The organism is Bradyrhizobium sp. AZCC 1588, from assembly GCF_036924735.1.
In the GTDB taxonomy this organism is placed as follows: Bacteria; Pseudomonadota; Alphaproteobacteria; order Rhizobiales; family Xanthobacteraceae; genus Bradyrhizobium.
The window spans coordinates 4302174-4327326 of record NZ_JAZHSC010000001.1 but is presented as its reverse complement, the minus strand read 5'-3'; the positions used below and the strand labels follow the sequence as shown (position 1 = coordinate 4327326).

Genomic DNA, 25153 nt, shown 5'->3' with positions numbered 1-25153 from the left:
GTAACATATGTGGTTGGATAATTTGGGACCTGATTGATGACGCTCGGCTCTGACGTTTCCCGCCTGACGACGACCGCAGCCAGCGCGGCGGCGAAAGGCTTGTCGATTGTCGTGCCGCTGTACAACGAGGCGGTAGGGCTCGCTTTGCTGCACGAGCGATTGATCGGGCTCGCCAAGACGCTGAAGGCGCGCCACGGCCTCACCTGCGAAGTGGTCTATGTCGACGACGGCAGCGCCGACAACACGCTGGCGATCGCGCGTTCGCTGGCCGCCGATGCGCTCGACGTGCAGGTCGTCTCGCTGTCGCGCAATTTCGGCAAGGAGGCAGCGCTGATGGCGGGGCTCGATCATGCCCGCCGCGGCGCTATCCTGTTCATGGACGGCGACGGCCAGCATCCGCCGAGCCTAGTCGAAAAGCTCGTCGCGCACTGGATCGATGACGGCTACGACGTAGTCTATACGGCGAAGGCGCATCGCGACAATGAATCGTTCCTGCGCCGCCAGGCCGTGCACAGCTTCTACGCGCTGATCAATTGGGGCGCGCGGCAGAAGATCCCCGAGGACGCCGGCGATTTCCGCCTGCTGTCGCCACGCGCGGCGGCCGCGCTGCGGCAGCTTCCCGAACGCAACCGCTTCTTCAAGGGCCTGTCGAACTGGATCGGCTTCCGCCAGATCCGCGTCGATTACGAGCCGGCGCCGCGCGCGCACGGCGTCACCACGTTCAGCCCGGGCCGGCTGATCGGCCTGTCGATCGAGGGATTGACCTCGTTCTCGGTGGCGCCGCTGCGCTTTGCCAGCCTGCTCGGCGTGCTCCTTGCCATCAGCGCCTTCCTGTTCGGCCTCACCATTCTCTGGGAAGTCTGGACCACCGGCAAGCAGGTCCCCGGCTATCCCTCGCTGATGATCGGCATGATGACGATCGGCGGCGTGCAGCTCATCATGATCGGCATTGTCGGCGAATATATCGGCAAGATCCTCTCCGAGCTGAAGGCGCGTCCGATCTATTTCGTCGCCGAGCACAATGAGAAGCGCGCCGATGGCGAGGCGACGGCCAGCGCCAGCGAACGGACCGCCGCCGAATGAACGATGCCGCGCCGCCGCGCCGGATCTGGCTATGCGCCGACGATTACGGGCTGGCCGAAGGCGTCAACCGCGCCATCCGCGATTTGATCGGCCGCGGCCGTCTCAATGCCACCTCGGTGATGGTGGTCGGCGCCGCGATCGGGCGCACCGAAGTCGCCGCGTTGCAGGAAGTTGCGGCGGCGAGCCCACGCTGCGCGATCGGACTGCATGCGACGCTGACTGCGCCGTTTCGTCCGCTGACGATGCACTTCAGGCCGGTCGACGGCGGCTTGTTCCTGCCGTTTCCGAAGCTGCTGCGCGCGGGCCTGCTGCGGCGGCTCGATTCCGAGATGATCGAAGACGAACTCGCAGCCCAGCTTGCAGTCTTCAAGGACCTGTTCGGCCGCGCGCCCGATTTCGTCGACGGCCATCAGCACGCGCAACTCTTCCCTGGGGTGCGCGACGCTTTTCTGCGCGCGGTCAAAGAGGCGGCCCCCAGCGCCTGGGTTCGCCAGGGCGGACGCCTCAAGCCGTTGGGCCAACGGCTTAGCGAGCCGAAGGCTTTGGTGCTCGACGTTCTCAGCGCGCAATTTCGCAAGCGCGCCGTCGATGCGAAAATCCCGTTCAACCCCGTCTTCGCCGGCGCCTATGATTTTTCGAAAGAGCCCGATTTCGGCTTGCTGATGCGACAGTTCCTCGAAGGGCTGCCGGAAGACGGGCTGGTGATGTGCCACCCCGGCTTTGTCGACGAAACGCTCGAGGGCCTCGATCCCCTGACCACCCAGCGCGAGGCGGAACACGCATTTCTGGCCAGCGATCGATTCCCGACATTGCTGGCGGCGAATAAAGTCACATTGAGTTGACAGATATCTGCGAAAGCTATCTGCGAAAGCCGCTTGGCGTTTTGTCGCATACCAAAATTTAATTCGGCCGCCCACTACTTGCGACACAAAGGCTTCCTTACATCCTTGGGCGCGTCGATCACGATTCGACGCGAGGGAGAGGGCCATGACACCGCAAGAACGCCAACTGATTGACGATCTTTTCGACCGGCTCGCCAAGCTGGAGAGCGCCAAGCGCGATCCGGAGGCCATGTCCGCAATCATGGAGGGCCTGCGCAACGCGCCCAACGCGGTCTATGCGCTGGTGCAAACCGCGCTTGTGCAGGACGAGGCACTGAAGCGCGCCGACATGCGCATCCAGGAATTGGAAGCGGCGGCGGGCCAGCAAACCCAATCCGGCGGCTTCCTCGATTCGATGCGCGACGCGATCTTCGGACAGAATCAGCAGCACGGCTCGGTGCCCAACGTTCGCGCGCCCGACATGGGCGGCCGCCCGACGTGGAACAGCGGCCAGGTGCTGCAGCAGACGCCGCCGCCCGGGCAATATAACCAGCCGACCTACGGCCAGCCCTATGGCGCGCAGCAGCCGCAGCCCGGCGGCGGTGGCGGCTCATTCCTCGGCACGGCGGCGGCAGCCGCAGCCGGCGTGGTCGGCGGATCGCTGCTGCTCAACAGCATTCGAGGGATGATGGGCGGCGGCAATCATCAAGCGTTCGGCGACACGGCGAACCACAGCGGCGGCGTCGAAGACCGCAGGCCGTGGGGCGATCAGTCCGGCGGCGACCTCGCGCGCGATGCCGGAGTCAACGACATCGGGTCGTCGAGCCGACGCGCCGACAACAATGACGACAGTGGTTCGCGGCAGGGATTCTTTGATCAAGCCTCGCACGACGAGGACAACGACATGGATCATGATGCCGACGGCTTTGACGGCGACGACGGCGGCGATGGCGATTACGCCTGACGCGCGTCGGCGATGAAAACGCAAACGGCCGCCCGATCGGGCGGCCTTTTTTGTTTTCCTCTGCCGTCGTCCCTGACAAGCCAACGGGTCGCGAATGCGCGCCCGATGACAGGCTCCGCGCGATCAGGGACCCATAACCACAGGCGGGTGTTGTGGCAGAGACTCGAGCTGCTATCTCGCGCTACAACGAACAGTGGTGGTTATGGGTCCCTGCGTTCGCACTAGGGTTTCTACGCATTTTCGAGGGCTCTGCCAGCGACGATGATTTGGAAGCGAGCCATTCCGTTGTGGAAGGTGATTGGTCCGGGTGGCCGATGCGAGGCGTAGCCGGTCCATCCGCCGAGCTTGGCGATGATCCATGCCGCCCACTGAAGAGTGTAGGGGTGATGCGGGTTCTTCTGAAGCTCGGTCCTGCCTTTCATGGTTCTGTTGATGGCGGCAAGTGTTTCGATTTCTTCTGGCGTGAAGGCGCATTTGACCGGCAATTGTCCACCACCATTGCGGGCCTGAACGAGCTGAATGACGATACATGCTGCTTTAGTGGCGATCGCCACGAGCTTGATCAGGGCTTCGGCGCTTTCGAGCTGACTGTCCTCGATACGCAGACCCTGGTTCTTCAGCGAGCGAAACAACTGTTCGATGATCCAGCGCTGCTTGTACCAGGAGACGATCCGCCAGGCATCGGCCGCATTGGCGATCGAATGAGTGGTCAAGAGCAGCCAATGAACGGGCTCAGCCCCCTTCGGGGGGTGCAACTCGACGACTTCCACGAAGCTGACTTCGACACGCTCCGGCAGGTCCTTCACGCCGGGGCGCGCCGGCCGCTTGAGCACGATGGTTCCGAAGCGCAGCGAGAGGTGGGCTTGGCGACCGCGACGATCCATCCGCTGCGGCAGATCGATCACCGCCTTGTTGCAGAAGCGGGCTCGCTCCACCGCTTGATAAAGTGTTCTGCCGTCGGCCAGCGCATGATCATGCATGGCCCGCGTCAGCAGGTGGACGTTGTCGCCGGGCGTCAACGCCCAGTGCGCAAAGAACTCCCCCTCACGGTCATTGATGACAGTGATCATGCGCGCTGCAGCCAAAACCTCGCAGCCCTGCTCGGCCGTCGTCACCCAGCGCGCCGATTCCTTGTTGGCCAACTCACGCTCGTCGTGAGGGGTCTTAACCGTGCCCCTGCGCGTCCACACCTTGCCGCCGGTGAGGCCGAGGCAGGCCCCGCTGTCGGCATCGACCGCCATCATGGCATGCAGCAACACGCCGCGGGCATTGCCTTTGCCGACTTTGCCCAGTCTACGCCGACGTCCCTGCCGCGTTTGAAACTTGACCTCGCTGGTGTCCTGGATCGCCAGCACATGACGCCCGCTGACCACGGTCGCCGTCTGCCTGCTCCAGCCTTCAATCAGTTGATCGGTCGTGACTTGCGGATTGTTCACGAACCGCCAGTACGCCATGTACGCGGCCCAGTCACCCTGCGCCATCTGGCGCAAGCAGACGCTGCGCGTGCAAAGCATAGCCTGAACAAACGCCGCCCCCTTTTATCGAGGCGAACGTCGCCAAACTCGCCAAGTGATAAATCCGGCTCTCGCTGCATCTCCGACGCTCCTTCGAATCAAAGCGTCAGAAACAGAATCATACAAACCGCAAAGCGGGATAACATCATGACGCACCGAGTCAATCTGTCGCGCCAGACGTGTAGAAACCCTAGTGCGTTCGCAGGGACGACACTATTTTTGCGGCTCGGAATCAGATCACCACCACTTTCGCGCCGACGCCGACGCGGCCGTAGAGATCGATCACGTCCTCATTGCGCATGCGGATGCAGCCGGACGAGACATTGGTGCCGATGGTCCAGGGCTCGTTGGAGCCGTGAATGCGATAGAGCGACGATCCCAGATACATCGCGCGCGCGCCGAGCGGATTTTGCGGACCGCCTTCCATGTACCGTGGCAGATCGGGCCGGCGCGCCAGCATTTCCGGTGGCGGCGTCCAGGCCGGCCATTCCTTCTTCGCCGAGATCGTCTTGACGCCCGACCAGGTGAAGCCGGGGCGGCCGACGCCAACGCCATAACGCAGGGCCTTGCCGTCGCCCTGCACCAGGAACAGGAACTTGTTCGGCGTGTCGATCACGATGGTGCCCGGGCTTTCCTTGCCGTGATACTCGACCACCTGCTTTTCATATTTCGGATCGAGCCGGTGCTGCGCGGGGTCGAATGCTTCCTCCTCCTCGCGCCGCATCGACTGGTGCGGATCCATCGGCGGCAGCAACGCGCGCCGCCCGCCATAGCCGTAATCCGGCTGCTGCTGATAGGCCGGCGCTTGTTGATAGCGCCCGCCCTGCGGCGCATCGCCGAACAGGAATTCGATGAAGCCGCCGCCCATGTTGGAGCGTTCGGCAGAAGCCATGCGCACCGGCGCCGGTTGGCGGGCGTAGATCACGGCGGGCTCAGTCGATGATGAGGCGTCGATCGCTGCAGCCTCACTGGCGAAGCAAAGGCAAGACACGCTCGCGAAGAGCGCAACAAGGATTTTTCCGGACATCGACGTACTCTGTACTGTTCGTCACTGCGGGGGGCGGCTAGCGCAACGGCGCGACAAACGCCGCTGCGCGCGATCAATACAAATCAAAACCTAATCGGTTTGGTAAACAGCAGCCGCGTTTCGATTCACCACGTCGGCAAGCGCGCGCGGATTTGTCCGGTAGCGTTTATTTTGCGTGAACGCGGGCCCCTCATGGTTAATCGGTGGTGTGCGCCCGCATGCAAAGCGCCGACACGCGATATTGCGCCGTGAACCTGACGTTAAATCGCCATGGTTTAAAACACCCGGGCAATGAAGGGGTGGGAAAAACTCATGTCGGTAAGTCGCAAACGTTTTCGTATCGAACAAGCCATTCTGGGCGATGCGCCAATTGTAATGCCTGCCGTTGAAGGCGGCGAGATCGGCCCGATGCATCGCGAGATCATGGCCGAGTTGCGCTCGATCCGCGCACAGATGGCGGCCTTCGGCCACACTCGCCCCGCAGCGGTCGAGGCCACAGACGTTGCGCGCGGGGTTGCCGAGAACCATGCGCTGCTGGAAACCTATCGCGCCCAGATCGAGCAGTGCGAGAAGCTGAAGGTCGAGCTCGACCTCATTCACGACGCCATCAGCCGCACCAAGCGCGAAATCGCCGTGCTGCACGGCAACAGCTTCAACGGCGAAGAAATGGCCAAGGTCAATGGCGAACTCGGCGCCGTCGTCGGCGGCACCGAACAGGCCACCCAGCAAATTCTCGAAGCCACCGAAGCGATCGACCAGGCGGCGACCGCGCTTTCCAAGAACATTTCTCCGGACCAGCAGAAGCTGCTCAGCGAGGAGATCCAGGAACGCGTCGTCTCGATCTTCGAGGCCTGCAATTTCCAGGACCTCACCGGCCAGCGCATCAGCAAGGTGATGAACACGATGAGGTTCATCGAACAGCACATCGTCGAGATGATGGAAATCTGGGGTGGCGTCGATGCCATCAAGGCGCACGCCCCCCCGATCGTCGATACCCGCGAAGGCGATGCCAAGCTGCTGAACGGTCCGAAGCTGGACGGCGACGACGGTCACGCCTCGCAGAACGACATCGACGCCCTGTTCGATTGATCGGGCTGGTTAACGCGGACTAAACAAAACGCCGGCAGCGATGCCGGCGTTTTTTGCTATTTCTCACACCGTCATTCCGGGATGGTGCGCTAGCACCAGACCCGGAATCTCGAGATTCCGGGTTCGATGCTTCGCATCGCCCCGGAATGACGCGTTCTAATCACGCCCGCGGCGCGCAGCGGACATAGACCATGTTGCCGTAACGGACCGCGGCATCCTTTTCGATGAAGCGGGTGACCATGATGCGACCGTCGAACGAGACGATCTCGCGGTCCTGGTCGCCGCCGGCCGGGCCGGGCGGGCCGATATAGTTCTTGCCGCTCGGACTGCCTTTGAGGCGCAGTTCCTGCGGCGTCGCCTGATCGGCCAAATGCATGACCACGCCACCATTGGCGCCGGCGCCGATCACGTAGGGCTGCTTGCACTGCCCGCGCGCCGCGGCTTCGGTGCGGGCACGGTCATTGGGATTCTGGAACGAGGCAAGGCCCCAGCGGCCGACGATCTCGTCGGCGCGGACGGTTGCCGGCATTTCCGGCGCGACTTCAGGCTCGGGCGGCGGACTGGATGACAGCGACGGCAGGCTCATGCTGCTGCACGCCGCCAGCAAGATCGAAAGCGCCGACGCGATCGCCAGATTGGCAACCGTACGCGCATTACGTGAGCTGATCATCGCATTCCCCCGAGCAATCACTTGGCCGCTCCCGTCAGCAGCCAACCGCAAAAAGCCTGCCGGAGCAATGACGTCGGTTGAAATTACGCCGCTGCACCGATTTGGTTTCCGAAGCACCATCCTATATTGGCCTCACCAAGGCTTTAATCTCCTTGTTTGCTTGACAGGATCGGCGCCAAGCCATATTCCCCGGCTCCACGTTTAGCACTCAAATACAACGATTGCTAAGGGTTGTGCTACCCCGCCCGGGGCGGCGTCGAATACCCGGCATTCCCAGCCATTTTCGAGTGGTACAGACCCGAAACCCCAGGCCTCCCAGAGGAACTTCAAGAGGAGACGTCATGGCCAAAACCAAATTCCGTCCACTGCACGACCGCGTCGTGGTCAAGCGCATCGATGCCGAGGAGAAGACCAAGGGCGGCATCATCATTCCCGACAGCGCCAAGGAAAAGCCGTCGCAGGGCGAAATCACCGCCGTGGGCCCGGGCGGCCGCGACGAGGCCGGCAAGCTGATTCCGATCGACGTCAAGGTCGGCGACCGCGTGCTGTTCGGCAAATGGTCGGGCACCGAGGTCAAGCTCGATGGCGAGGAACTCCTGATCATGAAGGAGTCCGACATCATGGGCGTGCTGACGTAATTCGATAGATCCGAGCGCTTGCCGCGCTCTCAGGTGTCATGCCCGGACTTGATCCGGGCATCCATCATTCTTCGAAGAGGATGGATTGCCGGTCACTAATCACGAAGACGCACTTCGTGCTTTAGCCCGGCAATGACGAATGAATAGAGCAGCGGCTGTTTACCCAATTTCAAGGAGCAACTCACATGGCTGCCAAAGACGTTAAATTTTCCGGCGACGCCCGCGACCGCATGCTGCGCGGCGTCGACGTTCTTGCCAATGCGGTGAAGGTGACGCTCGGTCCGAAGGGCCGCAACGTCGTGATCGAGAAGAGCTTCGGCGCTCCCCGCATCACCAAGGACGGTGTCACCGTCGCCAAGGAAATCGAGCTCGAGGACAAGTTCGAGAACATGGGCGCGCAGATGCTGCGCGAAGTCGCCTCCAAGACCAACGACACCGCGGGCGACGGCACCACCACCGCCACCGTGCTGGCGCAGGCGATCGTGCGCGAGGGCGGCAAGGCGGTCGCCGCCGGCATGAACCCGATGGACCTCAAGCGCGGCATCGATATCGCGGTTCACGCCGTGGTCAAGGACCTCGAGAAGCGCTCCAAGCCGGTCGCCGCCTCCTCCGAGGTCGCCCAGATCGGCACCATCTCGGCCAATGGCGACACCGCGATCGGCAAGATGATCGCGCAGGCGATGCAGAAGGTCGGCAATGAAGGCGTGATCACGGTTGAGGAAAACAAGTCGCTCGAGACCGAAGTGGACATCGTCGAGGGCATGAAGTTCGACCGCGGCTACCTGTCGCCCTACTTCATCACCAACGCCGAGAAGATGACCGCCGAGTTGGAAGACGTCTACGTGCTCTTGCACGAGAAGAAGCTGTCCGGCCTGCAGTCGATGCTGCCGGTGCTGGAGGCCGTGGTGCAGTCCGGTCGTCCGCTCCTGATCATCGCCGAGGACGTCGAGGGCGAGGCGCTGGCGACGCTGGTGGTCAACCGCCTGCGCGGCGGACTGAAGGTCGCCGCCGTCAAGGCGCCGGGCTTTGGCGATCGCCGCAAGGCGATGCTGGAAGACATCGCGATCCTGACCGGCGGTCAGCTCATCTCCGAAGAACTCGGCATGAAGCTCGAAAGCGTCACCATCAACATGCTCGGCCGCGCCGGCAAGGTGGTGATCGACAAGGAAAACACCACGATCGTCAAGGGCGCCGGCAAGAAGAAGGACATCGAGGCCCGCGTCACCCAGATCAAGGCGCAGATCGAGGACACCACCTCGGACTACGACCGCGAGAAGCTGCAGGAGCGCCTTGCAAAGCTCGCCGGAGGCGTCGCGGTGATCAAGGTCGGCGGCGCGACCGAGGTCGAGGTCAAGGAGAAGAAGGATCGCGTCGAGGACGCCCTCAACGCGACCCGCGCGGCTGTGCAGGAAGGCATCGTGCCGGGCGGCGGCGTGGCGCTGCTCCGCGCCAAGAAGGCGGTCGGCCGCATCAACAACGACAATTCCGACGTTCAGGCCGGTATCAACATCGTGCTGAAGGCGCTGGAAGCTCCGGTTCGCCAGATCTCGGAAAACGCCGGCGTCGAAGGCTCGATCGTGGTCGGCAAGATCCTGGAGAACAAGTCGGAGACCTTCGGCTTCGACGCCCAGACCGAGGAATATGTCGATATGGTCGACAAGGGCATCATCGATCCGGCCAAGGTGGTGCGCACCGCACTGCAGGACGCTTCGTCGGTGGCCGGCCTTTTGGTGACCACCGAAGCCATGGTCGCCGAGCTGCCGAAGGAGCCCGCCCCGGCGATGCCCGGCGGTGGCGGCGGCATGGGCGGAATGGGCGGCATGGGCTTCTGAGCCCGGCCCCTTCTCACGCCAACCAATCGAAGGCCGCCTCCGGGCGGCCTTTTTTGGCTGCACCAAAGCCTGCGAACAACACAGGCCGGAAGCATCGGCGTTCAAGGGAAACTGTGATCGCATGTAAGGCGAGCAAGCTGGCAGGGCTCCCTCCCCCCTTGCGGGGGAGGGTTGGGGAGAGGGGTAAGCCGCGCACTCGAATGAAGAGATCGGGCTGACCTGTGCCAACCATTGCATGCCAAACAAGCTGAGAGCTTTGTGTCGCGCTATGTCTCACAGCGGAACAAGCGGCCCCCTCTCCCTAACCCTCCCCCGCAAGGGGGGAGGGAACCCTTCCGCCGGTACGTCCCTCACTAATCAGCCGTTACGCGGGAGGTGAGCACGCGTCAACCTCCCTCCCCTTGCCGGATACAAGGCGCGCAAGCCTCCTCACGGCCTTCTTTTTGGCCGAAGCTACTGAGGTTTGCTACCTAGGGCGTCTTTCCGATTCTGTGGTCTCAGGGAATTTCACATGCGCGTGCTCCCCCTTCTCCTGCTCGGTCTGGTGATGGCCTCCCCGAACTTCGCCGTCGCTCAGATGAAACTGCAGCCCAAGACGGCGCCGGGCGCGGCCGAAACGCGCTATTTCACCGCGATCGACGGGCTGATGGACGGCAATGCCGATGTCATTCTGAAGGAAACCCGCCAGGGCAAGAACGTCACCGCTGCTACCCTCGACGTCTGCTACCCCGCCGCAAAGGGCGCGGACCGCAAGGACCGCTTCGTCGCCAACCTCGCCGTCAGCGGCCAGAACCTGACCGGCACCACGCAGAGCCTCGGCGACAAGTTGCCGGTTACCGTCAAGCTGTTGCGCAAGCCTGTCGGCGATACCTTCGAATTCCGCGGCCAGATCAGCATCGGCCAGACCGTGACCGAAGTGACCTCGACCGACAATTCCGATCTCAGCGAGAAGGAATTTCTGGACAATCAGACCAGCGACGACGGCATCACTCCGGCGCCAAAGGATTTTACCGACGTCTCGCCGGAAGCGATCGGCGTGCGGGTCAAGCTCGACGCCGCGCTGGATTTCCTCAAGAGCCTGAAGGGCGAGGCCGTCGAGGTCGGGCTTTCCAGCCTTTCGATCTCCTGCGATGCGCTGCGCGCCGGCGAGCAGACCATCAACCTCACGGCCGATCCGGAGCGCGCCACAGCGCTGGTCGCGAAGGCCAAGGCGGCACCAGGCGTGGTCGCCGCGGGATGGACCAGCGGCAGCATCGAAATGGACCGCACCATCCGCTTTGCCGCTGCCGAGTGGCGCGACGGCGACAAGATCAACAGGGACAAGATCGCGGCCGCCATTTCAGGCGTGCTCGCGAAAACGCTTGCCGCCAAGGCCGCAGGCGCCGAGTGGGACGCCAACACCGGAAAACTGACGCTGAGCTTCAAGCGGCCGAGCCCGATCTATCCCGCGCTCGCGCTGACTGAAACTGTCGAGGTCACCGCGCTGGTCTCGCCGGACAAACCGGGCGCCACCGATCGGCTGATGCTGTGGATCTCAAGCCCGGTGATCACGACCGCCGATGAAGGCGCCGGCCCAAAATTGCTTTTGTCGGAAGAATCCACCGGCGACGAGGAAGGCGGTGAGCCGAAGGACGACAACGGCTCGCTCGAAGCGCTGGCGAAAGAGTTCAAGGGCCAGCGCTGGGACGCCGACAAGTCGGTGTGGAAGTAGGGCGGTGCCGAGTATCAGAAGTGCGCGACGGTATTAGCCGCTTCACGCCCCAGTAACGATGATTTCGCGCCGTAGCTGAGCCCCTACGGGCGTCACCGCTCGAAATCTAGCCAGCTACCTCGAGGTTGATGGCATGGCCGAGGAATGGTGGTCGACGATCAGCCAACGCTGACCGTTCTTGACATAGGTGAAGCTGTAGCGCGCGGGCAAGGTCTTCATCTCGCCATCCTTCACATAAGAAAACGTGTAGTAGCCGGTATTGACTGCTGCATTCCCGTACACGCGGATGAGTTGATCGCCGAAGGTTACCTTGAGGCTGGGCAGAACCTTGAAGGCGCCCACGAAATAGTCTCGTAGCGCCGCCCGGTCGGAGCGCACGGTCGGCGACAGTGTGCCCCAGAGCACGGCATCGTCCGAATAGAGCGGCAACACCTTTTCGGGATCGCCTTCGCCAAGAGCCTGCCCCCATCCCGAAGTCGCCGCCGCCACTTCCGCTTTCGGCTCGGCCAAGGCACTGGAGCCAAACGACAACACCACCATGCACAGGGCAAGTGCTGCGCTCGCCAATTTTGGAGAAGATTGCATGACATCCTCCCTTGCGAATACCGTGCAGACGAGTGTCCGCTTGAGACGGCCTCTTGCAATGCAAGCGGCTACTGTTTGCGCGGATCGTCAGCCGGATTGATGTAATCGATGCCACCAGGGCCGATAAATTGGACTTGAAGTACCCCTTCCTCGTTTCCGGTCCAGGCGTAGTGCGGGTGTGTTGCGGGGTACACCCATAGCGAGCCTGGCTTCAGGAGATCACCCTTCTTTTCGAATTTTTCACCATGGCTGCTGCCGACCTCACCGCTTATGACTGTAACAACTTCGGAATAGGGATGCGTATGCGGAGGCATCTGGAAGTTAGGTGGAAACTTGATGCGCAAGACGACAACCTCGCCCGCTTTCGTCGGATCACCGACCAGGGTCGCAATCTGAACGCCCTTCGGAAAGGCTGGATTATCCTTCCAGGTGAGCGTATCGGGCATCACCCGGACCTCAGTATTTTGGGCCGTTGCCGGAATGGAGAGCGCAATCAAACCGGTCGCCGTTAGCAGCAACTTTTTCATGCGAGTCCTCCCAAGCTGTATGCAGCAAGAGACGCAAATCGCAATGGGCGGTCAGGTATGGGGACTGGAGTGAAGCCTCGCGCCACAATGTTGCGTGCGTCACACGAGAAAAACTACATCATCAGCGAAGAGCGAACCACAAGTCAGAGATGCTGACTTAATAGGTTGCCAAAGAGGTCGGTGTCCGCTTTGGGTCCTTCGCATCGTACGGTTCGACGCCAATGACCCAGACGAACATCTTTCCTGTCAACCGAGCTCGCTGCAGCACTTCGTTCGCCAGGTTGTTAAGACTCGATTCAGTTTAAAGGAACATCATCGGCTAGCTGAACTTGGGTCACACCATGCAAGACCGCGAGCCGAGTACCTTTGAGAGCATCTGGTCGGGGAATGTGGTTGACGGCCGAGGGCCGGAGCAGCCGACGAGTTCGTGGGATTTCCTCAGGCCCGATCGCGATGACATATTGGTGGTGCGGGAGTCATTTCGCGACCGGGCGCGCAACGCGTTGCTGGTCACCGTGGCAGTGGCGGCAAGCTTTGGGCTCGGATGGGCCGGCGGCCTGAGTTGGCCCGAGTTGGCAGGCACGCTCGGCCTTGAAGCCGTGGCGCAGAAGGAAGCGCCCTCGCCGCGCATTGCTGAAGCACGGTCGAGCGGCAAGATTGAAGGCACCCGGAAGACCGCATCCACCTCAGACTCGCCCGCCATTGTCGGAAGCATTCCCAAGCCGTCCGCCGTGTTGTCGGCCAGCGCACGCCCGTCTGCGGGCCTGGCCTCCCAGGCAAATGCGAGCCCCTCGGCGATTGCGATGCGGCCGCAGCCTTTGGTGGCGGCGCCGGAAACGAAGCCGACCACCATTTCCGGCTGGACGGTTGTCGATGTTCGGGATGGCACCGCCGTTCTCGAAGGTCCCGACGGTATCAGGATGGCCGCGCGCGGCGACACCATTCCCGGAATCGGACGCGTCGAATCGATAGTGCGCTGGGGCGGCCGCTGGGTCGTTGCCACCGCCAGCGGCCTGATTGCGACGCCTTAACCGAACTTCACGTTCTAATTTGTGTTGATGCGGAAGCGCAGCGTTTTCGCGCCGACGAACGACACGAAATCGCCCTGCCGCTTCCAGGTGCCCGCCTCGGCCAGCGCCGCGATCAGTTCGTCATCCTGCTGCGCGCGATCCGGCGGACAGGTCCGGTTTTCCATCGCGCCGGGAACGAAAATCACGGTGTTGCCGGCCACCGAGAACTGGCCGCTGCCGCCCTTGCACCAGAGTTCGAGCACCACCTCGCCCTTGTCCCCGATCTCGAGATTGGGAATCCGCTTCGACCCGCGCTGACGATCCACGTCGAGTGTCATTTCGGAGCCGAACGGAAAACCGTCATCGGCGAGCGCCGGGCTGAAGTGCAGTGTGGTGGCCATCAGCAAGAGCGAAGCGGCGCCTGCACGGGCCGTACGTACGAATGAAATCATGTCCCCTCTCAAAAATACCCGACCTACCGCGCCGCGCGCCGTTCTATTGAACGGCGAGGTAATTGGCTAGGGCGGGATGTCACCGCCAGACACATCGAAAGCCGGCCCATCCTGCGACAGGTCGGTGTTCTTAACTGGTCGTGCCGCAACGTGACGCGATCCGTGGGACAAGTGAGGTCAGCACGCTGGTAAGGCTCCCTCCCCGTCGGTACGCCCCTGACAAATCGTGCGGCCTAAGGGTTGATCGGTCAGCGGGAACAACCTTGGAAAATCGGGGTTTGGGCAGCCTTGGCACTGGGCAGCCTTGGCACCGCCAACGCTCACAACCTCGCGAAGTTCGATGGCCGCCGCCCCTCGCCCTCACAGCCATGCTAGGGTCTAGCCGAGGTGCGACAAGCCGCCGCAGGCAGGCGAAATCCATAACCTAGTAGTAGGCCCTGGTTCCTCCATCCTTTCAGTGCGTTAGACCCCATTTTCCGGAGACGGTGATCTGTGAACAATATCCGCTCGACGCTCGCTACCGTGTGGCGCATCTCCGCCCCCTATTTCCGCTCTGAAGACAAATGGGCCGGCCGTGGCCTGCTGGCCGCGGTGATCGCGATCGAGCTTGCGATCGTCGGCATCAACGTTCTGATCAATCAATGGAATGCCCGCTTCTACAACGCGCTGCAGGATCGCAACTGGGACTCCTTCGTCAGCGAGATCATCTATTTCTGCGTCGTTGTCAGCATCTTTGTCGTGCTGGCGGTCTATCAGCTCTATCTCAATCAATGGCTGCAGATCCGCTGGCGGCGCTGGATGACCGCGCAGTATCTCGGTGACTGGCTGCATCAGGCCAATCATTATCGGATGCAGCTTCAGGGCGACGCGGCCGACAACCCCGACCAGCGCATGACCGACGACGTCAAGCTGTTCGTCGATCGCACACTCAACATTGGCCTGGGATTGCTGAACTCGATCGTTACGCTGGCATCCTTTGTCGGCATACTCTGGGTACTTTCGAACGCCGCGCCGCTGCATCTGTTTGGTCAGGACTTTGCGATCCCAGGCTACCTGGTCTGGGGCGCATTGATCTATTCGGTGCTCGGTACCATCCTGACGCATCTGATCGGCTGGCCGCTGGTGGGCCTCGATTTCCGGCAGCAGCAATATGAAGCGGATTTTCGGTTCAACCTGGTGCGCGTGCGCGAAAATTCCGAGCAGATCGCGCTGCTGCACGGTGAGCAGGCCGAGCGTGAGCGCCTGCTCGTTCGCTTCAGACGCGTGGTGGAGAACTGGCTCGCCATCATGAGCCGGACCAAGAAGATAACGGCGTTCACGGCGAGCTACAATCAGGCTTCAGTGGTCTTTCCCTATGTGCTGGTGGCACCGGCCTATTTCGCGGAGAAGATTCAACTCGGCGGCATGATGCAAACCGCATCGGCGTTTTCGAACGTGCAGGGCGCACTGTCGTTCTTCATCACCATCTATCGCCAGTTGGCGGAGTGGCAGGCCGTGGTCAACCGTCTCGACGGGTTCGAGGCCGGGATCGTGGCGGCGGGCGAACTGGCCACCCGCGACGACCGGATTCACGTCACCAAGGCGGGCGAAGGCGCCATCGACCTCAAGGCCCTGACGCTGCGTCTGCCGAACGGAACGCCGCTGGTGAACGCAGATGGATTCAGCCTTCGCCAGGGCGAGCGCACGCTGGTGACCGGCCCGTCCGGCTCCGGTAAATCCACGCTGTTCCGCGCCATCGCCGGCATCTGGCCGTTCGGCTCCGGCTCGATCGCAGTGCCTGCCGGGGCAACCTTGATGATGCTGCCGCAGCGGCCCTATTTTCCGACCGGAACGCTACGGGCGGCGGTCGAATATCCGGCCAAGGAAGGGGCGTTCACGAGCGGCCAGATCAGCCAGACGCTCGAATTGGTTGGGTTGCCGAAGCTCGCGTCGCAACTCGATGAACACGGCCATTGGAATCGGACGCTGTCGCTCGGCGAGCAGCAGCGACTTGGATTGGCGCGGGCGCTGTTGCATGTGCCGCAATACCTGTTCCTTGACGAGGCGACGGCGTCGCTCGACGAACCTTCGGAAGCGACGCTGTATCGCCTGCTCGAGGCGAAATTGCCGGCGACCACCATCATCTCGATCGGCCATCGTTCGACGCTCGATGTCTTCCATGATCGCAATGTCGTGCTTGCCCGAGCGGGAGATGGATTCGCGCTTCAGGACAGCAAGCGCGCCGCTGTGTCGTAGCCATGTAGCCCGTTTCCTACAGCCAGCGCCGCGGCCATGGCTGGCGGCGCACCCAGCGGTGCCAAACCCAGGAGAAGGCGGTCAACAGCAGCGCGCCGGCCAGCACCGGCGCGAGCAGGAACGTCCAGGGCAGATTGCCTGAGACCACCAGCAGCGGATTGATGCCTGCCGGCGGGTGAAAGGTCCCGGTGACGTACATCGCCAGAATCGAAAGGCCGACGGCGGCGGCCGCTGCCCAGGCCTGCGGTCCCGTCAGCTTCAGCACGGCGAGGCCGACCAGGGCCGACACCACATGACCGCCGATCAGGGCGCGCGGCTGCGCCGGCGCCACGTCAGGCGATCCGATCACCAGCACGATCGAGGTGGCGAACGGAATGACCGCAAGCGGATAATGCGCGGCGAACGAAAACCACTCCATGACGCCGATCGCAATCGCGCCGCCGAGGCCCGCGACCGCGCCGGCGAGAATGTTGCGGTGATCGTTGCGGGAGATCGCCCGATACGCCGCGCGCCGCCAATCCCGTTTCATCTGCGCCACCAAAAAAAGAAAGGGGCGGCAGATCGCTCTGCCGCCCCCTCGTCTTCGACAGGAAAATCTTACTTCAGGTTGGTCATCGCGGTCAGGTCAGCCGAGAGCTTGACGATGCCGGCGGCGCCGCACCACTTGGAGCCGACGCCAGTCGGATTGATTGGCGTGAAGCTGCCGTTGAACGTCGCGGTATGGTCGCTCGTGAAGGCGTTACAATCACCCTGCGACAGGTTGGTGTCGGAGTAGCGGAAGTCCAGCGTGAAGACCTTGTAGGTGAAGCCGATGCCGATGTTCCAGGTGTTGTAGTCGGCATAGTTGATGCCGTTCGGGAACGCGGCCACGCCATAGAAGGAGTCGGAGGTACCGAGCCACTGACGGCCGAACTCACCCGACACATACATGCCGATGCCGCTGGCGCCGAACCAGGCGCTCGGCGCGATCGCCTTGCCGACGATCGAGGCATAGGTGCCTTCGGCGCCGGTGTTCAGGAAGCTCGGCGTATAATAGACGTTACCGCCGAGCGAGAAGTTGTCGTTGAAAGTGTAGTTCACCTTGCCATAGACCTCGAAGAAGCTGAGGTCTTTCTTGATGACGTTGCCGTTGAGCAGGGCATTCGTCTGGCATTCGAGGCTGAGCGGGACGCCTGCCGTGTCAGTTGCCGCACCGTAGTGGCAGGTGCCACCCGGATAGATGTAGCCCCAAGCACCGACGTCGAAGGCGAAGGCACCCAACGTCGCGCGGACACCGCCGTAAGCGTCAACTTCAGCCGCGGCACGGTTGGGGAAGGAGATGCTCGCAGCGCCGAGGCCAACATAGAGCTGGACGTCCTTGGTGACGTTGAAGCGCGGTTCGAAATAGGCGTTGACCGACGGCTTGTGGTTGGACTGGGTGATGCCACGGAAAATGTAGTCGTTGGTAATCCCGGCGCCGAAGGCGATATCCCAGGGATCGAACGCGACCGGCGGCGGCGCCTTGACGGCCTTCACCCGCAGATCCGCGGCGAGAGCCGAACCCGACACCATTGCCAGCGCCGTTGCTAACAAAGCCACTTTCTTCATATCGATCCCCATCACCCTTCTTGACAGTCCGGTTCCAGGCCCCCCGGGCAAGCGATAACCGACTGCGGCCAAATGTCTTAACGTGGTCACAGAGTGGGCCGCGGCGTCATGGTCGTGAAGCAAAAAAGTCAAGCACGTGCCGCCTTTTTAGGCGTTTAGGCCATTTCCAGAAATGTTCTCGGCAGGTGTTGCATTCTCACAACAATTTCACGGGTTTCCTGATTGCCCAGCGGCGTACGGAGCCGGGCAAACGCGGCACCGGTGACACACCGGAGAGCAGCTCTCACGAATCAACCTCCCCGTGAAAATACCGCTTCGGTCGCTTCTCCAGTCCCAACGAAAAGGCCGCAGCGGGTCGGACGCTGCGGCCTCTGGAAATATCCGGTCTCGGCGAGCGAGCTAGTGCTGATCGCCGCCGTTGGAGGAGCCCGATCCCCATGACGGGTTGGACGGCTCCGGAGAAGCCCAGCTCGGCGCAGGCGCCGGTTCGGGCTCTGTCATCGCCGGCTGCGGCTGCGGAGCGGCGGGCTTGGCAGCCGCCTTCCTTTTCTTGGCCGGGCTCTTCTTTGCAGCCTTTTTCGGTGCGGCCTTTGACTTCTTGGCCGCCTTCTTGGCGGATTTCTTCGCCGACTTCTTGGCGCCCTTCTTCGCTGATTTCTTGGCAGCCTTCTTCGCCGACTTCTTGGCGGACTTCTTCTTCGCCGCTACGGCCTTCTTGGCCTTTTTAGCCTTCTTCGCCTTCTTACTCTTCTTCGCCATCGTGGTCCTCCTGTTGCGCCTGTCCATGTCGAGCGCTTCGATAGTCCGCAGGCTAGACCGGGGCGACACTTCTTCGAAGTGCCCTCCCGCTCCATCCTTGTCTGGCATGATCTCCGGGCGCGACGCTTAAGCGCCTGTCCCGAGGAAAACCGGATGCCGATCCGCTGTCGAGACGCGGAGCAGGCTTACCGGATCATGCCCTAGGGCCGATCGATCAATTCAATCCTGGCCTGGGACCTCCCGTCGCCCAATCGAGAAGCTCAATCGTGTGCACCACAGGAACTGACGTACCGCCGGCAATTTGCACCATGCACCCAATATTGCCCGCAGCGATCATGTCCGGTTTGACTGTCGCAATGTTGGCGACCTTTCGATCGCGCAACCTGCTCGCAATGTCGGGCTGGAGAATGTTGTAGGTCCCCGCCGAACCGCAACACAAATGGCTCTCAGGTACATCTTTCACCACGAATCCATTCTTGGAAAGCAATTCTTTCGGAAGGGCTGTGATTTTCTGTCCATGCTGCAGCGAACAGGCCGAGTGATAGGCCACCGTCACGTCGCCTTTCTGGCTCGATGGCGTGAGCGCGATGCCGGCGAGATACTCGGTGATATCCTTTGCCAGCGCAGAGATTTGCGCTGCAGGGCTAGCGAAATCGCGATCCTCGCGCAGCATGAAACCATAGTCCTTAATGACCGTGCCGCAGCCCGAGGCCGTGATCAGGATGGCGTCGAGGCCGCCTTGTTCCGCTTCCTTTTTCCACACCTTGATGTTGGCCCGCGCCCGCGCCAGCGCGTCGCCGTCCTGCCCGAGGTGATGGGTGAGCGCGCCGCAGCATTGCTCGTCCCTGACCAGGACGACCTCGATGCCGTGGCGCGTCAGAAGATTGATGGCGGCCTGGTTGATGCGCGGCGCCAGCACCTGCTGGGCACAGCCCTGCAATAGAGCGACCCGCCCGCGCTTCGCGCCCTGGGCCGGAAACACGCTGCCGCCCGAGGGGCCCGGCGACGGAAGGCGTTTCGGCGCGAGCGCCAGCATCGCCTTGATTCGCCGCATCAGGCCGGGGGTCGCGGCCGGCTTCGCCGGCAGCAGGGCCGCGAACGGACGGGCGAGCCGCGCCATGATCATGCTGGCGCGAAACAGCTCTGGCCGCGGCAGCACCAGCGCCAGCACCGCGCGCAGGGCCCGCTCGGTCAACGGCCGCGAATAGTCGCGCTCGATCCGGACCCGCGCCTGATCGACCAGGTGCATGTAATGCACGCCGGACGGACACGTCGTCATGCAGGCGAGGCAGGAAAGGCAGCGGTCGATATGCTTGACCACCTCCGCCGTCGGCGGGACGTCCTTTTCCAGCATCTCCTTGATCAGGTAGATCCGCCCGCGCGGGCTATCGAGCTCGTCGCCGAGCAGGACGTAAGTCGGACAGGTCGCGGTGCAGAAGCCGCAATGCACGCAGGCGCGCAGGATCTTGTCGGCTTCGGCGATATCGGGATCGGCGAGCTGGGCCAGTGAGAATTCGGTTTTCATGACGCAGATACCCTCACCATCCGGCCGCGGTTGAGGATGATCTTCGGATCGAAGCTGTGGCGCACGCGCTCGCTCAGCGCGGCGATGCCGCCGGATTGCGGATGGAAGACGTCGACATTTTGCCTGGTCTCTTCGGACGCGCGGATCAGCGACGCGTGGCCGCCGGCCGCCCCGACGCGCTGACGCACCATCGCCGCTTGCGCGTCCGGCCTGGGCGGCAAGGCCGCCCAGATCAGGCCGCCGCCCCAATCATAGATCACGTCGCCCCCGGTCTCGCGCGCCAGCGCCTGCCCGAGCGCGCCGCCGGATGCCGGCGGACAGACGATCCGCCACACCGGCCAGGCGCCGAGCGCGCCGCTTGCGGCGAAAGGTTCGACGTCGCGGATCGCACTCCAGATTGCCGCCGAGGCAGCGTCCTCAAGCATTTCCACCGACCCGAACGGCGCAAGCGTTTTGCCCAGCGAAATGGCGCGGTCCGCGACCGAAGCCGCGATGCCTTCGAGCCGCAATAACGTGACCGCCCGCCCCTGAGAATCAAAATCCGCAAGCGCGCCGGTCGCAGGGCGGAACGCCGAATTCGGCAGGTGCGCCGCGCCCGAGACGTCGAACGGCGAGCCGAGTGCTGTGGTCATCGCCCGGTTCGCGGCCACATCGTCGAGGCCTGCGAGCACCAGCGTGCGCTCGCTCTCAGGCTTCGGCATCACCTTCAGCGTGACTTCGGTCATCACCGCCAGCGTGCCCCACGACCCCGTCAGGAGCTTGCAGAGATCGTAGCCGGTGACGTTCTTCACCACCCGTCCGCCGGTCTTGAAGCTGTCGCCGAAGCCGGACACCGCATGCGCGCCGAGCAGGTGATCGCGGGCGCCACCGGCCTTGATGCGGCGCGGACCGGCGAGACCTGAGCCGATCATACCGCCGATGGTGCCGTTGCCGGATACGCCTGTCAGTGCCGACGTATCGATCGGCTCGAAGGCGAACTGCTGGTTCTTGGAATCGATCAGCGACTGCACGTCGGCGAGCGGGGCGCCGGCCTGCACCGTGATGATCAGCTCGTTCGGCTCGTAGGCGCTGACGGCATTCAGCGCCGACACATCGAGCACGGCATTGGTCGTCATCGGCTGGCCGATGCCACGCTTGGTGCCATGGCCGACGATCTCAAGCGGCTGCTCGCCGGCGATCGCCGCCCGCACAACCTCCTCGACGTCCTTGGCGTCACGAACTCTTAGCGTGTCCACGGCGCACCTGAATTGCACATTGCATGCATGGCGTGACCGCGGCTCATCGTGCCGATCGTCGGCCGCGGTTTGCTGATACAGGGTCGCTGCCTCTCTCCCGTCAGCGCCCGGGGCTTACCCCTCCCCCGCAAGGGGGGAGGGAGCCCATCCGCCCGTGCGTCCCTGACGAGTCGCGATACTCCTGCTCGCTCACAGGACGCTGGTGCTCGCTCACAGGACGCTGGCGCTGTGAGGCAAAGTGAGGTGAGCACGCTCTTCAGGCTCCCTCCCCCCTTGCGGGGGAGGGTTGGGGAGAGGGGTAAGCGGCACGGGCGGTGCTCGTGAGAGAGGCCTTCCGGTGTGCGCATAAGTTCGGGCTTCATCACTAAAATCTCGGCAAATCCGGAAACGCCAACTTGCCGGCGTGCACGTGCATGCGGCCGAGTTCGGCGCAGCGATGCAGCGTCGGGAACACTTTTCCGGGGTTGAGCAGGCCCTGCGCGTCGAAAGCGCATTTCAGGCGCTGCTGCTGGTTGAGGTCTACTTCCGAAAACATCTCGCCCATCAAATCGCGCTTCTCGATGCCGACGCCATGCTCGCCGGTGAGCACGCCGCCGAATTCGACGCAGGCCCGCAGGATGTCGGCGCCGAAGGCTTCCGCCCGCTCGATCTCGCCAGGCTTGTTGGCGTCGTAGAGGATCAAGGGGTGCAGATTGCCGTCGCCGGCGTGAAACACATTGGCGACGCGCAGATCGTATTTCGCCGAGAGGTCGCGGATGCGCGCGAGCGCCTTCGGCAGCGCGCCGCGCGGAATCGTGCCGTCCATGCAGAGATAGTCGGGCGATATCCGCCCCACCGCCGGAAACGCCGCCTTGCGGCCGGCCCAGAACAGATTGCGCTCGGCCTCCGACGTCGAAATCTGGCAGCTCGTCGAGCCGCAACCTTGCGCGATCGCCTCGACCCGCTTGATCAATTCGTCGACCTCGACGCTCGGACCATCGAGCTCGATGATCAGAAGCGCCTCGACATCGAGCGGATAGCCGGCGTGAACAAAAGCCTCGGCGGCGTGGATCGCCGGCTTGTCCATCATTTCCATGCCGCCGGGAATGATGCCCGCGCCGATGATGTCAGCGACGCATTCGCCGGCGGCCTCGACCTCGGCGAAGCCGACCATCAGGGCGCGGGCCGTCTCCGGCTTCTGCAGGATTCGCACCGTGATCTCGGTGATGACGCCGAGCAGGCCCTCCGAGCCGGTGATGATGCCCATCAAATCGTAGCCGGAATTTTCGGCGGCCTTGCCGCCGATGCGCAGGATCTCGCCGGACATCAGTACGATCTCGCAAGCGAGCACGTTGTTGGTGGTCATGCCGTATTTCAGGCAATGCACGCCACCCGAATTCTCCGCGACATTGCCGCCGATCGAGCAGGCGATCTGCGAGGAGGGATCGGGCGCGTAGTAGAAACCGGCATGCGCCACCGCCTGGCTGATGGCGAGGTTGGTAACGCCGGGTTCGGTGACCACCACGCGGTTGTCGAAATCGATCTCGCGGATGCGCTTGAACTTGCCCAAGCCCAGTAGCACGCCGTCCACGAGCGGCAGCGCGCCGCCTGACAGTGACGTGCCGGAGCCGCGCGGCACCACCTTGATGCCCTGTTCGAAGCAGTATTTGAGAACTCTGGATACCTGCTCCGTGGTATCGGGCAGCACCACGACCATCGGCGGCTGCCGGTAGGCGGTGAGACCATCGGACTCATAGGCCAGCATCTCGGCCGCACTGTCGATCACGCCCTCGCCCGGCACGATCGTGCGAAGAGCGGCGACGATGGCATCCCGGCGTTCCAGAACCGCCTGATCGGAAGCCGGCATCATGATGGCCATGCGAATCCTCCAGGCCCGGCGAATAACGATTTGTGGTGGTAAATCAAGCACGTCTGCCAAGGTTTGGGTAGGCTATCCGAAGGTCGGATTGCCACGCTTCAAACGATCAGTTCTCTCTGGGACAAGTCGGCAATGGTGAAACCTGTCAAGGTTTCGTGGCTTGTCCAATCCAAGCGGGCCTGCCACAAGAAATCCGCCTCTCTGGGAAGAAACGAAGAGCACCACATGAAAATATCGACTTTGAGCGCGCTGGTCGCCGTTACCTCATTGGCCGCGTCATCGGGCGCGCTGGCGCAGGACGTCGCCGCGGGCAAGACCTCGTTCAACAAATGCCTGGCCTGCCATGCGATCGGCGAGGGCGCCAAGAACAAGGTCGGCCCGGTACTGAACGGGCTCGATGGCCGCAAGTCCGGCACCATCGAAGGTTATGCCTATTCGGAAGCCAACAAGAATTCCGGCATCACCTGGGGCAAGGATGTGTTCCTCGAATACATCAAGGATCCCAAGGCAAAGATTCCCGGCACCAAGATGATCTTCGCCGGCATCAAGAACGAGAAAGAAGCCGGCGACCTCTGGGCCTATGTCTCCTCGTTCGACAAGGACGGGAAGCAGAAGTGAGAGCTGCTTTTCTCCACCCTCCCCTGGAGGGCAGGGGAATCGCATGTTGGATATTGCAACCTGTTGCAAAGTGAGAAGAAAATGATTCTGAAGGTTGCTCCAGATTCGGATGGAGCGGCCCATGAATCGATTTGCCGAGTGCTTTGACGATCTCCCGGACCCGCGGGCCGACAACGCGCTGCATGACCTGACGGAGATCTTGTTCATCGCGCTGATGGCGACATTGTGTGGGGCAACGAGTTGCACCGACATGGCGCTGTTTGCCCGGATGAAGGCCTATCTTTGGCGGGATGTGCTGGTGCTCGAGCACGGCCTGCCGAGCCACGACACCTTCAGTCGGGTGTTCCGGATGCTCGATCCGAAGGCATTTGAAACCGCGTTTCAGAAGTTCATGAAGGCCTTTGCTCAAGGTGCGAAGATCAAGCGGCCGCGCGGGGTGATTGCGCTCGACGGCAAAGCCTTGCGGCGCGGCTATGAGCGCGGCAAGAGCCACATGCCGCCGGTCATGGTAACGGCCTGGGCGGAGCAGACGCGCATGGCGCTCGCCAACGTGCTGGCACCGAACAACAACGAAGCCGATGGCGCCTTGCAGTTGCTTGAACTTCTGCAGCTCAAGGGCTGCGTGGTCACGGCCGACGCCCTGCATTGCCACCGTGCGATGGCCAAGCAGATCGTGGAGCGGGGCGGCGACTATGTGCTGGCGGTGAAGGCAAACCAGCCTGCTCTGTTGGAGGATGCCAAAGCCGCAATCCGCGCCGTCAAACGCGCGGGCAAGACATCGCTCACCACTACCGATGCGCAGCACGGGCGCAACGAGAAGCGCGTCGCGCTGGTTGCGCCGGTTCCCGGCATGGCCAAGAAACACAACTTCCCCGGCCTCAAAGCTGTCGCTCGCATCACCAGCAAGCGTGGCCAGGACGACACGGTCGAGCGCTACTTCCTGATGAGCCGTCTCTACAGCCGAAAAGAAGTTTTGCGCATCGTCCGCGCCCATTGGTCCATCGAAAACGGCCTTCACTGGCCGCTCGACGTTACCCTCGACGAGGACCTTGCCCGCAATCGCAAGGACAACGGACCGGTCAATCTGGCCGTACTCAGGCGCACGGCCCTCAACGTCGCCAGGGCCCATCCAGATACATCGGTCTCCTTGCGCGGTAAGCTCAAGCGCGCCGGATGGAACGATGCCTTCCTCTTCGAACTCCTCGGCCACATGCGATAGCCCTGCCCTGGAGGGGGAGGGTCGCCGCGTAGCGGCGGGGTGGGGTGACGGTCTCTCCACGCCCAACAGTGCCCGAGTGGAGAGATCACCCCACCCCGTCTCACATCTCGCTACGCTCCATGTGAGCCGACCCTCCCCCTCCAGGGGAGGGTGAAGAATGGCAACCCCGCTTGATTGAGAGATCTCAGCGCTCG

The 25153-nt window shown here is 62.7% G+C and carries 23 protein-coding genes; 11 read left to right on the top strand and 12 right to left on the bottom strand.

The features are described 5' to 3' along the window. The first annotated feature begins 36 nt into the window (after positions 1–36). The 3 genes from V1277_RS20270 to V1277_RS20260 all read left to right on the top strand — a co-directional run bounded on the left by V1277_RS20270 (position 37) and on the right by V1277_RS20260 (position 2868). On the top strand, positions 37–1083 hold the full coding sequence (locus V1277_RS20270; protein ID WP_334417815.1) for a glycosyltransferase family 2 protein: 1047 nt from the start codon (positions 37–39) through the stop codon (positions 1081–1083). Continuing rightward, on the top strand, positions 1080–1925 hold the full coding sequence (locus V1277_RS20265; protein ID WP_334417814.1) for a ChbG/HpnK family deacetylase: 846 nt from the start codon (positions 1080–1082) through the stop codon (positions 1923–1925). The genes V1277_RS20270 and V1277_RS20265 overlap by 4 nt, the downstream gene beginning before the upstream one ends. A 145-nt stretch (positions 1926–2070) precedes the next feature. Continuing rightward, positions 2071–2868 carry a DUF2076 domain-containing protein gene (locus tag V1277_RS20260; RefSeq protein WP_334417813.1) on the top strand — a complete coding sequence of 266 codons (798 nt, stop codon included), beginning with the start codon at positions 2071–2073 and terminating at the stop codon, positions 2866–2868. A gap of 230 nt (positions 2869–3098) precedes the next feature. On the opposite strand, the gene V1277_RS20255 is transcribed toward V1277_RS20260, so the two are convergent. Then, on the bottom strand, positions 3099–4382 hold the full coding sequence (locus V1277_RS20255) for an IS4 family transposase (protein WP_334414870.1): 1284 nt from the start codon (positions 4380–4382) through the stop codon (positions 3099–3101). Positions 4383–4614: 232 nt separating this feature from the next. Continuing rightward, positions 4615–5409 (bottom strand): L,D-transpeptidase, encoded by a 795-nt coding sequence (locus tag V1277_RS20250; RefSeq protein WP_334417812.1) that lies wholly within the window; start codon positions 5407–5409, stop codon positions 4615–4617. Positions 5410–5721: 312 nt separating this feature from the next. On the opposite strand from V1277_RS20250, the gene V1277_RS20245 reads away from it, so the two are divergent. Then, positions 5722–6498: a protein phosphatase CheZ gene (locus tag V1277_RS20245; protein WP_334370231.1), complete on the top strand. Its 777-nt coding sequence runs from the start codon at positions 5722–5724 to the stop codon at positions 6496–6498. A gap of 160 nt (positions 6499–6658) precedes the next feature. Here the strand turns inward: V1277_RS20245 and V1277_RS20240 are convergent, their stop codons facing one another. Next, complete coding sequence (locus V1277_RS20240; RefSeq protein WP_334417811.1) at positions 6659–7168, bottom strand: hypothetical protein; 510 nt, start codon at positions 7166–7168, stop codon at positions 6659–6661. A gap of 341 nt (positions 7169–7509) precedes the next feature. Between V1277_RS20240 and V1277_RS20235 the strand changes: the two genes are divergently transcribed. The 3 genes from V1277_RS20235 to V1277_RS20225 all read left to right on the top strand — a co-directional run bounded on the left by V1277_RS20235 (position 7510) and on the right by V1277_RS20225 (position 11349). After that, positions 7510–7806 (top strand): co-chaperone GroES, encoded by a 297-nt coding sequence (locus V1277_RS20235; protein ID WP_057842295.1) that lies wholly within the window; start codon positions 7510–7512, stop codon positions 7804–7806. A gap of 185 nt (positions 7807–7991) precedes the next feature. Further along, complete coding sequence (groL, locus tag V1277_RS20230) at positions 7992–9638, top strand: chaperonin GroEL (protein WP_334417810.1); 1647 nt, start codon at positions 7992–7994, stop codon at positions 9636–9638. 511 nt (positions 9639–10149) lie between these two features. Next, complete coding sequence (locus tag V1277_RS20225; protein WP_334417809.1) at positions 10150–11349, top strand: hypothetical protein; 1200 nt, start codon at positions 10150–10152, stop codon at positions 11347–11349. 114 nt (positions 11350–11463) lie between these two features. On the opposite strand, the gene V1277_RS20220 is transcribed toward V1277_RS20225, so the two are convergent. After that, positions 11464–11934 (bottom strand): SgcJ/EcaC family oxidoreductase, encoded by a 471-nt coding sequence (locus tag V1277_RS20220; RefSeq protein ID WP_334417808.1) that lies wholly within the window; start codon positions 11932–11934, stop codon positions 11464–11466. 68 nt (positions 11935–12002) lie between these two features. Then, positions 12003–12461 (bottom strand): cupin domain-containing protein, encoded by a 459-nt coding sequence (locus V1277_RS20215; RefSeq protein ID WP_334417807.1) that lies wholly within the window; start codon positions 12459–12461, stop codon positions 12003–12005. A gap of 341 nt (positions 12462–12802) precedes the next feature. On the opposite strand from V1277_RS20215, the gene V1277_RS20210 reads away from it, so the two are divergent. After that, positions 12803–13492: a hypothetical protein gene (locus V1277_RS20210; RefSeq protein ID WP_334417806.1), complete on the top strand. Its 690-nt coding sequence runs from the start codon at positions 12803–12805 to the stop codon at positions 13490–13492. Between the two features lie 14 nt (positions 13493–13506). Here the strand turns inward: V1277_RS20210 and V1277_RS20205 are convergent, their stop codons facing one another. Continuing rightward, positions 13507–13923 (bottom strand): META domain-containing protein, encoded by a 417-nt coding sequence (locus tag V1277_RS20205; protein WP_334417805.1) that lies wholly within the window; start codon positions 13921–13923, stop codon positions 13507–13509. A gap of 492 nt (positions 13924–14415) precedes the next feature. Here V1277_RS20205 and V1277_RS20200 point away from each other — a divergent pair, with 492 nt between their 5' ends. Continuing rightward, positions 14416–16158 (top strand): ABC transporter ATP-binding protein/permease, encoded by a 1743-nt coding sequence (locus V1277_RS20200; protein WP_334417804.1) that lies wholly within the window; start codon positions 14416–14418, stop codon positions 16156–16158. A 16-nt stretch (positions 16159–16174) separates the two neighbouring features. Here the strand turns inward: V1277_RS20200 and V1277_RS20195 are convergent, their stop codons facing one another. The 6 genes from V1277_RS20195 to V1277_RS20170 form a co-directional block, all read right to left on the bottom strand. Further along, positions 16175–16687, bottom strand: a complete 513-nt coding sequence (locus V1277_RS20195; protein WP_334370239.1) for an HPP family protein — start codon at positions 16685–16687, stop codon at positions 16175–16177. Between the two features lie 68 nt (positions 16688–16755). Beyond that, positions 16756–17745 (bottom strand): TorF family putative porin, encoded by a 990-nt coding sequence (locus V1277_RS20190; RefSeq protein ID WP_334417803.1) that lies wholly within the window; start codon positions 17743–17745, stop codon positions 16756–16758. A 399-nt stretch (positions 17746–18144) separates the two neighbouring features. Continuing rightward, positions 18145–18504 carry a hypothetical protein gene (locus V1277_RS20185; protein WP_057841639.1) on the bottom strand — a complete coding sequence of 120 codons (360 nt, stop codon included), beginning with the start codon at positions 18502–18504 and terminating at the stop codon, positions 18145–18147. 214 nt (positions 18505–18718) lie between these two features. Beyond that, a complete protein-coding gene (glcF, locus tag V1277_RS20180) occupies positions 18719–20029 on the bottom strand; it encodes a glycolate oxidase subunit GlcF (protein WP_334417802.1) in 1311 nt (436 codons plus the stop codon). Continuing rightward, positions 20026–21264, bottom strand: coding sequence for an FAD-binding protein (locus tag V1277_RS20175; protein WP_334417801.1), 1239 nt, complete (start codon positions 21262–21264; stop codon positions 20026–20028). Before V1277_RS20175 ends, glcF begins: the two co-directional genes overlap by 4 nt. A gap of 364 nt (positions 21265–21628) precedes the next feature. Further along, a complete protein-coding gene (locus tag V1277_RS20170) occupies positions 21629–23122 on the bottom strand; it encodes an FAD-linked oxidase C-terminal domain-containing protein (protein WP_334417800.1) in 1494 nt (497 codons plus the stop codon). A gap of 225 nt (positions 23123–23347) precedes the next feature. Here V1277_RS20170 and cycA point away from each other — a divergent pair, with 225 nt between their 5' ends. Next, on the top strand, positions 23348–23740 hold the full coding sequence (gene cycA / locus V1277_RS20165; RefSeq protein ID WP_334417799.1) for a cytochrome c-550 CycA: 393 nt from the start codon (positions 23348–23350) through the stop codon (positions 23738–23740). Between the two features lie 121 nt (positions 23741–23861). Continuing rightward, a complete protein-coding gene (locus V1277_RS20160; RefSeq protein ID WP_334416208.1) occupies positions 23862–24959 on the top strand; it encodes an ISAs1 family transposase in 1098 nt (365 codons plus the stop codon). Positions 24960–25153: the final 194 nt, after the last annotated feature.